Below are 12,360 nucleotides of genomic sequence, written 5' to 3' on the forward strand. Positions count from 1 at the left end.
GGTCCAGAAGGATGATCCAGCCGTCAGCCAGGCCGATCAATCCCGCCTTCTGCCATTTGCGCAGGCAGCGGTTCACGTTCTCCCGCGATCCGCCGATCATGTCTGCGATCTCGGATTGCGACTGGGCCAGCCGTTTTGCCGGCCTGGCGCCGCCGCCGGACGCCAGGCGCAGCAGGGTCCGGGCCAGCCGGGGCGGCAGCTGAAGAAAGGCGATTTCCATCATCCGTTCGTCCGAGCGGCGCATCCGCGCGCACAGCAGTTCGATCAGCCTGACGGCCAGGTCCGGAGCGGTCTGCAGGACTTGCAGAAAGGCGTGCCGTTCGAGAATGAGCAGCGTGCAATTGGTCAGGGCATGCGCGTCTGCGCTGCGCCCGCCGCCGTCCAGCAGGGCGATTTCGCCGAAGACGTCGCCCTGGTTGAGATCGGTCAGGACGACATCGCGTGCGGTGGGCGCCATCGCGCTGATCCGCACGGTGCCGCGGGCGATCGCCATCATGCTGTCGCCTGGCGAGCCGCAGCGGAAGATCTGCGCGCCGGCCTCATGCCGGCGCAGATGCGCGCGGGCGGCCAGGCCGTGCAGCACCGTCCTGTCGAGCCCGGCAAACAGGGCGCTTTGTGCCAGCAGCGCAGCTTTGGCGGCGAGGCTTTCCTCCGTCATGGTCGTCACAATCCGCGTTTGGCGCCGGAAATCCGGCGATTCCGCATTTCATTTGGTCATCCCCTAAAACTAGGCCATTATGGGCATCTGATCATCATGCTGAAGCGGTCTTGGCGAAAACGCGGGGGGTGCTTGTTGAGGAAAGCGTTTCTGATTTTTACCAGTGTTCTGGCTGCTGCCGTTGCGGTGAGCAGCGCAGCTGTGGGCCAGCAGGGCGGGTCCTGCCAAACAACCGAAGCGAGCGATCCGCCGCGGGTCATTCTGAGCTGCGCGAACGGGCTGGTCATTGAGGCGGAAGCCCCGGACGTAAGCGCATCGGGGTTCCGGCTGCCGGCCTTGCAGGCGCCGCCCGTGTCGGTCGATGTGACCAGCCAGGGCGTGCTGGTCACGCTGCCGCCCGGCAAGGGGCCATTTCAGATCATGACCCCGCACGCCATCGTTTCGGTGCGCGGCACTCTGTTCGTTGTAGACGTCACTGCAGTCGGCACGGCGGTTTTCGTCGTTGAAGGGCTGGTCGAAGTGCGCCGCCTGGATGGCAGCGATCCGGTGGAGCTGGGCGGGGGCGACGGGGTCACGGTGTCGGCGGGAACGCCGATGGAGGTGAAGCAATGGCCCGCTGAGAAGGTTTCGGCACTCCTGATGCGCTTTGGGCGATGAAGTCGCGGCTGCCGCTTTGGGCTGCAGCGGCGGCGGTGATCGCGGCCTGGGCCTGGGCCGGCCTACTGGGGGTTTACCATATCGCGGGGCGCGCCAGCGCCCTGGACCGGGCCGAGGCGGTGTTCGCCGACTGGCGGCTGCTGATCGCCGGGCCGCGCCCCGCGCCCCCGGACGTGACAATTGTTGCGCTGGATGATGCCACCGTGGCGGCGGCCGGCGGGTATCCGGTCAGCCGCAGGTCGCTGGCGGAGCTGATCCGCGCGATTGCAGCGGGCGGTGCCAGGGTGGTGGCGCTGGACCTGCTGCTGGTCGACAGCACCGAAGCGGACCGCGAGCTGGCGCGGGCATTGGAGTCGCTGCCGGTGGTGATCGCGTCAGCCGGGCTGTTCGGCCCGGACGAAACCGGTCGGCCAGCGGTCCCGAAGACTTCCGGCGAAATCGGCCCGCGGCCGGAGTTTGCCGCCGCCGCCTCGGTCGGACTTGCCAATATCGCGGCAGATGCAGGCGGCACGCCGCGGCACCTGCCATTGGTGTTCGAGACAACCGAAGGCCTTGCCCCGTCCTTTGTCCTGCAGGCGGTGTCGCTGTTCCTCGGTGATGCCGTGCCTCTGGTGCCGGGAGGCGCACGGGTGGCGGGCGAGGTGCGGCCGATGGACATCGCCTGGCACCTGCCGCTGCGCTACTACGGGGCGCACGGCACCCTCAGGACAATCAGCGCGCAGTCGCTTTTGGACGGGGCGGAGGCCGGCCTGGACGGGCAGCTGGTGCTGCTGGGGGCGACGGCAACGGCGGTCGGAGACCGTTTTAGCGTTCCCTTTGACCAGGTCATGCCGGGAGTCGAGGTGCTGGCCACCGGGATCGCCAATTTGCTGCACGGCTCTCAGCTGGTGCGCGGCGGCCGGGTGCGGCGGCTGGATGCGGCGGTGACGCTGGCCCTTGCGGCCTGCGGCGTTCTGGCGGTATCGCTGCTGCCGCTGGCGGCGGGGAGCACGGTTTTCCTGGGCCTGCTGGCGGGGTGGGCTGCTGCGGCCGCGCTCCTCTTCGGCAATGGTTACTGGTTCAGCCTGGCGCTACCGCTGGCAGGTGCGGTGCCGCCGGTTTTGTGCCTGATGCTGGTGCGCCAGATGTTCGACCGCAGGCAGGCCAAGCTGCAGGTTATGGCCCGGCAGGCCTTGGGCCTGTTTCACGCTCCGGCTCTGTCCCGCCGGATTGCGGATGATCCGGCTTTTCTCAAATCGCCGCGCGCGCAAGACGCCGCGATCCTGTTCGTCGATCTGGGCGGGTTTACCGGCACCTCCGAGCGCCTCGGGCCGGCCGCGACCCGCGACCTGCTGAAGGTGTTTCACCAGCTTGTCGTGGAGGAAGCCGAACAGCTGGGCGGCGTTGTGCTTGATTTCATGGGCGACGGCGCCATGATCGGCTTTGGCATTCCGGACCCGGGGGCGGAGGATGCGGAGCAGGCGCTGCGGGCAAGCTTCGGCCTGGCAAGTCGTATCCGGTCCTGGATTGCGGGCTCGCCGGAATGCCAAAGCCTGAAGGGAATGCGGGTGGGGGTGCATTGCGGCCCGATCATCCTGTCGCGGCTGGGTCATGAACGGCAGCAGCAGATTTCGGCCTCCGGCGATTGCGTGAATGTGGCCAGCCGCCTCATGGAGGTTGGAAAAGCGCATGGGGCGGCGATCACCGCGTCGTCCCGCCTGCTGTCGCGTGCAGGCCGGACGGCGGCAGACCTGCCCCGGCCGGATGTGACGAAGCCGGTCAAGATCCGGGGGCGCCGCGGAGACATCGAAGTTGTAATGTGGATGCCGGCCTAGCCCTTTTCGTGGCGGGCGCGTTCCAGCGCGATCACCCGCCGCCGGAAAGTCTCACGGCTGACCTCCACCCGTTTCCCGGGGTAGGTGCCCACGATGCTGCCGATCATAACGGCGATAAACAGCACGCCGATGTAGTAAATCCTTCTGATAACCGTTCGGATGAGTGGGGGAAGTGTGACCGTACAAATGCGGTGGGATTATTGGTCTTGTACCCGACTCAATTGCTGCTTATCGAAACCAATCTCGGCTGAAATACGAGCCGCCGCCACGGATACGGCTTCAATCTGGCTCTGCTCTGGCGGGGTTTTAATAAATTCGGTCAGGCTGACGATGGCAATCGTAGCGATGGGCGCCCGCTCTGAGTTGAAGATCGGACACGCAAGTGCATTCAGGCCCAGCATGGTTTCATTTGGCGCGGTTGCCCAACCCTGGCCGGCGATGTTGTCAATGTGGGCAAGAAGCTCTGCTCTGTCCGTGATAGTGAATTTGGTGCCTGCGGCAAGCGTTTCCGGAATCACATCTTGGCGCGCATGTTCCGGCATCGACGCTAGGGCAACTTTGCCTTGGGCCGAATTTGCAAACCCAAGCAGCGATCCAGGGCGGACACCAACGTCGATCTGCATGTTGCCATGCAGTGTGTTTAGGATCCGGATGCCATCCTCTTCAATCTTTCCCAAGCTGACGGCGTGCCCGGTACGGTCACGAAGCGTTCGCATATGGGGCATTGCCACTGAGGGCAGATCCACCGTACCGGAAGCCGCTTGACCCAGGGCAATCAGCCGGGATCCGATTCGGTACCTTTCGGTTGTTCCGGATTGGGAAATGTATCCAAGCGAAACCAGAGTGCGCAGATGGCGGTGGATCCGGCTCTTGGTTGTGCCAAGCGCCGAGGCCAAGGCGGTGACACCCATATCCGCATCCGCATTCGCAAGAGTTTCAAGGACTTGCAATGCAAGTGCGACGCTCTGAATCACGTCTTTATTTTCCGCGCTTTCCGCCACCATGGATCAGGCTCCTTTTTGTTTCGGCCGCGTAAACCTGCTCAAACCGCTCTGGTTTCGCAATGCTTGACAGCGCCGGATGTCTGTATTTATGTTTTGCTTGCAAGAACATCATGTATCGTCAGGCGAAACATATCAAGGGAAAGGGAGCGGAAATGACAGCTATCATCTCACAACCGTCCCGATGCTTGGCGGGCGGATACACAGGCGGGAAAGGGTTCAAGGATGTATGACAAATCGGATCCGCGGGCGTCGCTTGCCCCGGCTGGGGCAAACGACATGACGGGGCAAACCGGACTGGTAACCGAACAGCAGGAGGGGCGGTTTTACACCGCAGTTCCCCAGCTTGAAGATGGTACTGGCAAGACCTGGCTCATGAGGGGGCAAAATTTCCTGATCAGTTTTTCCCAGACCGTGTCTGGCGCCGTCTTCGAACGCAGCGGTCAAGTGGATGAATATGCGGTGCTGCTGCCAAAAGCCGGAGCGGTCATCGAATGGGAGGGAACCCGCGAGACGGTTCCGGGGTACTCCATCGCCTTTGTCCCGCCAGGCGACAGCCGCGTTGAAATGCCCGGCGGCGGCGAACTGGTGCGCCTGTTTTCCACCCAAAGCACCGATCTGGCCGAAGCCTGCAGCAATGCACGCAGCTATGATACACCACGCACTCACATCCCTGCTTTTCAGCCCTGGCCTGAACCCAAGGACGGTTGGAAAATCCGGTCCTATTCGCTGAACGTGCCGAAGGAAGACGGGCGATTCGGCCGGATCTTCCGCTGCACCACGTTGATGATAAATGTGCTGGACCCCTTCGACGGTCCGCGCGATGCCGCGAAAATGTCGCCGCATCATCACGATGACTTCGAACAGGGCTCTTTGGCCTTGAGCGGGGAGTTCACCCACTACCTGCGCTGGCCCTGGACCACTGACATGGCAGATTGGCGAGACGACGAGGCAATAGAGATGGCCTCGCCCTCCATGCTGGTCATTCCGCCGCCCGTTATCCACACAACACGGGCGAGCGGGGCAGGAAGAAATCAGTTGGTCGATGTTTTCAGCCCACCGCGCAAGGACTTCTCACAAAAGGCGCGATGGGTGCTGAACGCCGAGGACTATCCGATGCCGGAAGATCCTGCGGAAGGCCCGGTCTAGATGCCAGAACAAAAGCAACAGCCAGTCACCGCGGTATCCGCGCTGGCGCGCAGCACATACCCACTAGGATTTCGGGAGGAGAAACCGATGATCACCAGACGAACCCTTTTGCAGACAGGCGCAGCCTTGACTGCAACTCTGGCCATGCCACACGTTGCACGTGCTTCAGGCAAGCCCATGAAGATTGCCCATGCCGCCAACGAGCTGCACCCTGGCCACAAGCTGGCCACCAGTTTCGCAGAGGCTCTGGAAGAACTTATGCCGGGCGCCTTCAACGTGCTAATCTTTCCGAACCGCCAGTTGGGCGACGACAAGCAGCTTCTGGAAGGCGCGGTAGCTGGGACGATGGATGTCACCGCCGTGTCTGGCGTGCTGATCCCGCTGGTCACTGGCCGGCTGGCGATGAACGGCTGGCAGTTGCCGTTCCTTGTGCGCGACTATGATCACTTTGGCGAACTGGCGCTAGGTGATGTGGGACAAAAGATTCAGAACGACCTGCGCGAGGCCGGGCTGATCGGGCTGGCCACGGCCGATACCGGCCAGCGGCATTTTCTATCGGTCAAAGACCCGGTTACATCTCTTGACCATTTGGCAGGGCTGAAGACGCGGATCGTTCCCGTGCCGCTGCACAAACAGATTTGGGAAACGCTGGGAACGTCGCCGGTGGGTATGCCTTATGGCGAAGTGTACGGGGGACTGGAAACCGGCGTGATTGACGCAGTGGAAATCAATATCTCCTCTATGCTGGGCGAAAATCTTTGGGAAGTCGGCAAGCATCTCACGCTGACCGGCCACTATCCTTGGCATATGACGACTCTCATGTCGGAACGCTACTGGGACACGCTCAGCGACGAGGAAAAAGCCGCTGTCACAGAGGCCGGTCGCCGGTCGGTTACAGCGACGCTGGCCTATGCAAAGTCACAGGATGCCGAGGGCCGCGATACCTTGACGCAGAAAGGCGTCGAAGTTTTGGAACTGGCGGATCTGGACGCAATGCGGGCCAAGGTGACGGGTGTGACTGCGGAATGGGCCGCCAAAGACCCGCTGATCGCAGAACTTGCCGCCGCCGCAGTCCAGACTGGCCAGGCAAAGTGAGGTTTTCCCCACCGCGCGATCAAAGCCGCGCGGTGGGGAACCCGGAAAGATAACTCATGACACCCGCTTCCATCACCAAACCCCCGGCCATCGTGCGAGGATATGTTCTGGCGGTGCGCACCTTGGCCGGGGTCTTCATGGCGATGATCGTTGGCATAATGATTGCGCAGGTCATCGCCCGCTATGTGGTTGGTGATTCACTTATCTGGGCAGAAGAGCTGTGCCGCTACCTGTTGATCTGGCAGACATTCCTGGTATTGGGTCTTGCCTATACACAAGGCGAGTTCGTCGCGCTGGATTTCTTGCCCGCGAGGCTGCCGCCGCGCGCGAAATGGATACTTAGTGCGCTGACGGCCATTCCAGTCCTGTTCTTTCTAGGCCTGATGGCCTGGCATGGCTATGATTTCGCCTCCCGCTTTGACCGTCAGACTATCCCGGCACTCGATTTCATTTGGGAAACCCTAACTGGTGCGCCCTTGGGGCTGTCAATTCGCTGGGTCTATGTCTCGGTAACCGTCGGACTGTCTCTTATGTCACTGCATGTGCTGGCGGATCTGGCAGCCCGTTTCCGGTGTGAGTTCCTCGGCAATACAGAAACGCCGGACATGCATTCGGCAAAAACAGGAGATTCGGTCTGATGGGCAGTTTTTTCCTTGTCTTCGCAGGGCTTCTGGCCAGCGGCATTCCCATCGCACTGGCATTGGGAATCGGCGGAACGATCTACCTCTACCTGTCCGGAAACGGGATGATGGCGCTGATGCTGCCGCAGCGGATGATTGCCGGGATCGATCAGTTCGTGCTGCTGACCATTCCGCTGTTCCTGCTGGCTGGATCTCTGATGAACGTGGGGGGGGTAACAGACCGGATCGTCAGCTTTGCCCGTGCCATGGTTGGCCACCGGCGCGGCGGCATGTCCTCCGTTTCTATTCTGTCGTCAGGTTTTTTTGCCGGCATCTCAGGAAGCGCAACGGCCGAGGCATCGGCGCTCGGCACCATCCTGATCCCGACAATGTCACGGCAGGGAATGCCTGCTGCCTACGCCGCAGCGCTGATTGCCGTGAGTTCGGTCATGGGGCCGATCATCCCTCCGTCGATCACCATGATCATCTATGGTGTTTTGTCAGGAGCGTCGATTGGTCAGCTGTTCCTGGCCGGTGTGGCACCAGGGATCGGTATCGCCGCCGGGCTGCTGGCCTACGCCACTTGGCGGGCCCGTCACGAGGGGTTCCCCGTGACCGAAAAAATGATGTTCAGGGAACGGATGACTGCCACCAGACGCACGCTTCCGGCGCTGATCCTGCCGTTGATCATTCTGGTCGGCATCAAGGCCGGGATCTTTACACCGACAGAAGCTGCGGCCGTGGCGGTTGCCTATGCGCTGGTCATCGGGTTCATCTACAGGGACTTAACCGCAGAACGGGTATGGAATGCGCTAATCGCCACCGCATTGGTATCCGCCTCGATCCTGTTCATCACTTCGATGGCCAGCATTGTGTCCTTTGTATTCACTCTGGAGCAGGTTCCGACACTTATCGCAAATGCGATGCTTGAGATTACCGAGAACCCCTGGGTGATCCTGCTGCTGTTGAATCTTTTCCTGCTGATTTTGGGCATGTTCCTCGAACCGATTTCCATCCTGATCCTGACCATGCCCATTCTGCTCAAGATCCAGGCGATCATCGGGATGGATCCGGTTCAGTTCGGAACTGTCGTGGTTCTGAACGTGGTGATTGGTATGGCCACGCCACCGGTGGGCATCCTTCTCTTCATTGCCTCGGCTATTTCTGGCGAGCCGCTCACGCGGGTGATCCGCGAGGCGCTGCCGCTGGTCGGGATCTGCCTGGGTGTCCTGGCGCTGATCGCGCTGATCCCGCAGCTCACACTCTTCATACCGCGCGCATTGTTCTGAGGGACGCTCCATGGCCAATCGCAAATTCCTCACCACCTGTGCCATGACTGCGGGTATCACCCCCTCTTTGCTGCTCCTGCAAGAGCGGCAGCAAGGCGGAGTTCCGGCCGATGGCTGAACAGCGCAACATTCTGATCGTCGTCGCCCATCCCGAACCGTCGTCTTTCAACCATGCCCTTGCGGCTGCCATGGGACGCGCGCTGGCAGAGGCAGGTCACTGCGTGACCGTCTCGGATCTGGCGGCAGATGGGTTCCGGGCGGATGCCGGGCGGCACGACATGCAAGGCGCGGTAAATCCCGACCGGTTTCACCTGCAGGCCGAGCAGGCGCATGCCGCACGCCATCACAACTATGCCGGGGAAATCGCGCGGGAACAGGCGCGGGTGGCAGAGGCCGACAACCTGATTCTGCAATTCCCCCTGTGGTGGGGTGGGCCCCCGGCACTCATGAAAGGCTGGATCGACCGGGTGATGAGCTATGGCTTTGCCTATGTGGATGGGCGGCGCTTCGGCACCGGGCTATTCAGGGGACGCCGCGCGATGCTCAGTGTCACCACCGGCGGCATGCCGGAACGGTTTTCCAGCGACGGCGCCTATGGCCCGATTGGCCCGCTCTTGATGCCGATCCGTAGGCTGGCCCTGGAATACATGGGCTTCGAAGTGCAAAGCCCTGTCGTCAGCTATGGAGTTCCGCGCGCCAGCGACGCCGAGCGCCAGGCATATATGGCCGCGGCCGCTAAGGCGGCTCTGGAAATGGCAGCACATCCTATCCAGCGGACCAGCGCCTGGCGCAACGCGCTGGATGAAGTGCCGGACGGTGCCTGGAGCCTCAAGAAGTGACTGTCGCAGCAGTCAAGGCATCGGAGATATTGAACTAACCACGACCAGGAGGTCAGCCATGAGCGAAGTCAAGACGATCGAAACCGAACAAAAAGAACGGATTGCCGGGATCCTGCAAGGCGCGGTTGACCCGCATGTTCACAGTGGTCCGTCCATTGCACCCCGGGCGGTAGACCATCTGGAACTGGCCCAGATCTATTCCAAGGCCGGCTTCGCGGCTATGGTGACCAAGGACCACGATTACTCCGGTGTGATGTGCGCCCGCATGATCCGCGATCACTATGCGGACCTATCTACACAGGTCCTTTCGGGCATCGTGTTGAACAACGTGGTTGGCGGTATCAACCCCTATGCAGTGGAGCACACCGCCGCGATGGACGGGCGGATCGTGTGGCTGCCTACGCTGGCGGCGGAAAACCATCTGAAATGGGAGAAAAGCTCCGGCTGGGCGCACCCCGCTTCGACACAAAAAATCCGTGCCGCCAAGGCCGTGCCGCTGTTCGATGGCGGCAAGCTGCGCCCCGAGGTTGTGGATCTACTGGACGTGATGGCGGCCACCGGCATGGCACTGGCCAGCGGGCATATCCATGTCTCGGAAACCAAGATTGTCTTTGCCGAGGCCCGCAAGCGCGGGGTAGAGCGGCTGATCTTTACCCACCCTGAAGATATCGTCGGCGCCTCTATGGACGATACCAGGGAAATCGCGGATATGGGCGCTTATGTGGAGCATTCGCTGGCATTCTTCCTGGAAGGGTCGAAATTCCGAACCCGCAAGAACGAGGATCTGAAAGCCTTCATCGACCTGGTTGGTGCGGAACGCACGATCCTGTGCTCAGATCTTGGACAGACCGGCACACTCAGCCCCTTGGAAGGGTTCCAGCGCGGTGTCGCCACCTGCATTGAGCTTGGCTATTCCGACGCCCAGATCCGCGCCATGGTGTCCACCAATGCTGCCGATGTTATCGGGTTGGCCGCTTAATGGATCCGAAATGCGATACGTACAGACCAAAATAGGAACTCTTGAATGGCACAGGATCTGAGATCGCGCATTAAGGCCGGCGAACTATTGATCGGGACCTTCATCAAAACCCCTGCACCGCACAATGTCGAAATCCTTGGGCATGCGGGGCTGGATTTTGCGGTGCTTGATCAGGAGCACGCACCGATAGACATCAGTCAGATGGACATGATGGCGCTGGCCTCTCGCGCCGCCGGCCTGCCGCTTTTGTCCCGGCGCTGGGGTGCGGATACTGACTGGATTGCGCCGCTTCTGGATCTGGGCTTGTCCGGGGTCATGGTGCCGCATGTCATGGACCAAGAGGCTGCAGAAGCCGTTTGCGACGCAGTGAAGTTTTCGCGCAGGAAACGCGGCTTGTCCCCCTCTCCGCGTGCAGGTAACTACGGCGGCCTGAGCATCCCTGAGTATCAATCCGCCAGCGATGCCGCCAGTGTCGTCATGGTACAGATCGAGGACGCAAGCGCGTTGGATCACTTGGACGCGATTGCCGCGATTGACGATGTCGACATGCTGTTCATAGGTCCGGCAGATTTGTCCCAGTCCATGGGGGCCGGGATGCCCTCGGCTGAGCTGGATGCCGCCATCATGCGCATCGTCGAGGCCGGGAAAAGGGCTAGGAAAGCCATTGGCCTGTTCGTAGGTGACGCAAATCAAATCCCGTCCTGGCATGCCAAGGGTGTTACTCTGTTTGTTTGCGGATCGGACCAATCCATGCTGCGCAAATCCGCCACCGCGTTGATGCCGGCGGGATTATCATCGTGAACTGAGCCGCCGGACGGTTGCATTCCGGCGGTTATTTCGGCACCGAAGGTGACCCGCCTCCTTGGCGGGCATGGTGCTGCGGTCGCTGGTCCGGAACGCGGCGGCTCAAAGGATTGATGTCAATTTGATGTCCTCGATTGCGAACTCTATGAGTGCACGGACCTTTCTGGGCAGGGAGCGTCCTTCAAGGTAGACTGCGCTGACGGGCCCGGTTTCTCCAGTGTAGTCATCAAGTAATGGCATCAATGATCCTGTTTGGAGCGTGTCGTGCAGCACAAAGCGCGGGGCATAGGCGATCCCTACGCCATCAGCTGCAAGGGCGGCCGCGGCGCGCGCTGAATTGACATGGAAACGTCCGCGTACATGCGCAACCGTTTCGGTGCCGTCCCGATTGAACAGCCACCTGTTTGGCGTACGGCGGTTGGTGTCGACAATACAGGTGTGGTTTACAAGATCCTCGGGAGACTTAGGTGATCCGCACCGTTCAATGTAGGATGGGCTGGCAACCAGGAGACTGCCGAACGTGCCCAGCTTGCGCGTCTTGAGAGATAACATCTCAGAATGCCCCATGCGGAAGGCCAGATCGATGCCCTCGCTCGCCAGGTCGACATGGCGGTCGTTCAATCTCAGATCGATCGTCAGGGCCAAGTTTTGTTTGGCAAATCGCGCGAGCATTCCTGCTGCATAGACTTCTCCGAAAGTCACTGGTGCCGAAATTCGGATGACGCCGGTGAGGCCGCGTGAGCCTTCCGAAACTTCGCCGAGTAGGTCATCGAGATCATCGAGCAGGGCAGGCGCCCGTGCGAGAAGCTCGTCACCGGCAGGAGTAAGACCCACCTTGCGGGTGGTTCTCTGAAGGAGCCGAGTGCCGAGGCGGCGCTCCAGCTCGGCAACGTATTTTGAGGTCAACCGGTTCGAGACACCCAGTTGACCTGCGGCCGCAGTGAACGAGCCGGTCTGAGCGGTGGCCACGAAGGCCTTGAGTTGGTCAACAATATCCATGGATAACTGTGTGGAATAATTTGTGGATAGTTACTTCAAGATATCTCTATTTTGTGGAATGTTTGCAAGCGGTAATGGCCTCCTATATCAAACGCGGAAGTGAGCAACCTCATCTGACTGGCCCAGGTTGAGCAAGCAGTGCTGACGGATGGTCATTTACCTTGATCCTACTTTTTTGCTTCAGGATGGCGAGCGCCAGGCCAAAACAGGCGTCGTCGGGCGTGACGCTGCCGGGGTGCTCGTAGCCGCGATGGTTATTGTAATGATTGACAAAGGTTTGAGTGGCCGCCTCGAGTGTAAGCGGCGGTGCGAAAGTCAGCCACGGCAGCGGCGGGATGAACCTCCTGCGGGCGGCGTAAAAATCGGCCAGTTTCGGCCCTATCTGGTTTCAGGGAGGGCGGGAGCATTTTCACCGTGGAACTTATAGGCCAGCGCTCTGGTTCTGATGTCTTGGTG

General features: G+C 61.0%; 13 protein-coding genes. 9 read left to right on the plus strand and 4 right to left on the minus strand.

Translation table 11 applies throughout. The features are described from left to right. Positions 1-658 (minus strand): Crp/Fnr family transcriptional regulator (locus tag ACTRWG_RS15805; RefSeq protein WP_462829582.1); only part of this gene is annotated, 658 nt, incomplete at its 3' end. 186 nt (positions 659-844) lie between these two features. Here ACTRWG_RS15805 and ACTRWG_RS15810 point away from each other — a divergent pair. Together ACTRWG_RS15810 and ACTRWG_RS15815 are read left to right on the plus strand one after the other, a co-directional pair. Next, the gene (locus ACTRWG_RS15810; protein WP_161631048.1) at positions 845-1,315 is read left to right on the plus strand and encodes a FecR domain-containing protein; all 471 of its coding nucleotides are present in this window, start codon (positions 845-847) and stop codon (positions 1,313-1,315) included. Then, a complete protein-coding gene (locus tag ACTRWG_RS15815; protein WP_462829577.1) occupies positions 1,312-3,129 on the plus strand; it encodes a CHASE2 domain-containing protein in 1,818 nt (605 codons plus the stop codon). Before ACTRWG_RS15810 ends, ACTRWG_RS15815 begins: the two co-directional genes overlap by 4 nt. Here ACTRWG_RS15815 and ACTRWG_RS15820 read toward each other — a convergent pair. Continuing rightward, the gene (locus ACTRWG_RS15820; RefSeq protein ID WP_260033388.1) at positions 3,126-3,254 is read right to left on the minus strand and encodes a hypothetical protein; all 129 of its coding nucleotides are present in this window, start codon (positions 3,252-3,254) and stop codon (positions 3,126-3,128) included. The genes ACTRWG_RS15815 and ACTRWG_RS15820 overlap by 4 nt on opposite strands. 72 nt (positions 3,255-3,326) lie before the next feature. Next, positions 3,327-4,133: an IclR family transcriptional regulator gene (locus ACTRWG_RS15825; RefSeq protein WP_027233718.1), complete on the minus strand. Its 807-nt coding sequence runs from the start codon at positions 4,131-4,133 to the stop codon at positions 3,327-3,329. A 222-nt stretch (positions 4,134-4,355) separates the two neighbouring features. Between ACTRWG_RS15825 and ACTRWG_RS15830 the strand changes: the two genes are divergently transcribed. The 7 genes from ACTRWG_RS15830 to ACTRWG_RS15860 all read left to right on the plus strand — a co-directional run bounded on the left by ACTRWG_RS15830 (position 4,356) and on the right by ACTRWG_RS15860 (position 10,902). Further along, positions 4,356-5,279 carry a cupin domain-containing protein gene (locus ACTRWG_RS15830; RefSeq protein ID WP_027233719.1) on the plus strand — a complete coding sequence of 308 codons (924 nt, stop codon included), beginning with the start codon at positions 4,356-4,358 and terminating at the stop codon, positions 5,277-5,279. An 87-nt stretch (positions 5,280-5,366) separates the two neighbouring features. Further along, positions 5,367-6,374 (plus strand): TRAP transporter substrate-binding protein, encoded by a 1,008-nt coding sequence (locus ACTRWG_RS15835; protein ID WP_260033383.1) that lies wholly within the window; start codon positions 5,367-5,369, stop codon positions 6,372-6,374. Positions 6,375-6,430: 56 nt separating this feature from the next. Next, positions 6,431-7,012 carry a TRAP transporter small permease gene (locus ACTRWG_RS15840; protein ID WP_051357630.1) on the plus strand — a complete coding sequence of 194 codons (582 nt, stop codon included), beginning with the start codon at positions 6,431-6,433 and terminating at the stop codon, positions 7,010-7,012. Continuing rightward, positions 7,012-8,283 carry a TRAP transporter large permease gene (locus ACTRWG_RS15845; RefSeq protein ID WP_051357631.1) on the plus strand — a complete coding sequence of 424 codons (1,272 nt, stop codon included), beginning with the start codon at positions 7,012-7,014 and terminating at the stop codon, positions 8,281-8,283. The genes ACTRWG_RS15840 and ACTRWG_RS15845 overlap by 1 nt, the downstream gene beginning before the upstream one ends. 110 nt (positions 8,284-8,393) lie before the next feature. Then, on the plus strand, positions 8,394-9,122 hold the full coding sequence (locus tag ACTRWG_RS15850) for an NAD(P)H-dependent oxidoreductase (RefSeq protein ID WP_462829579.1): 729 nt from the start codon (positions 8,394-8,396) through the stop codon (positions 9,120-9,122). A 58-nt stretch (positions 9,123-9,180) separates the two neighbouring features. Continuing rightward, positions 9,181-10,101 carry a DUF6282 family protein gene (locus ACTRWG_RS15855; RefSeq protein WP_027233722.1) on the plus strand — a complete coding sequence of 307 codons (921 nt, stop codon included), beginning with the start codon at positions 9,181-9,183 and terminating at the stop codon, positions 10,099-10,101. Between the two features lie 45 nt (positions 10,102-10,146). Next, the gene (locus ACTRWG_RS15860; protein WP_027233723.1) at positions 10,147-10,902 is read left to right on the plus strand and encodes an HpcH/HpaI aldolase family protein; all 756 of its coding nucleotides are present in this window, start codon (positions 10,147-10,149) and stop codon (positions 10,900-10,902) included. Positions 10,903-11,007: 105 nt separating this feature from the next. Here the strand turns inward: ACTRWG_RS15860 and ACTRWG_RS15865 are convergent, their stop codons facing one another. After that, complete coding sequence (locus ACTRWG_RS15865; RefSeq protein ID WP_027233724.1) at positions 11,008-11,904, minus strand: LysR family transcriptional regulator; 897 nt, start codon at positions 11,902-11,904, stop codon at positions 11,008-11,010. Positions 11,905-12,360 lie beyond the last annotated feature (456 nt).

The organism is Leisingera sp. G5_S3_59_S7, assembly GCF_054968485.1.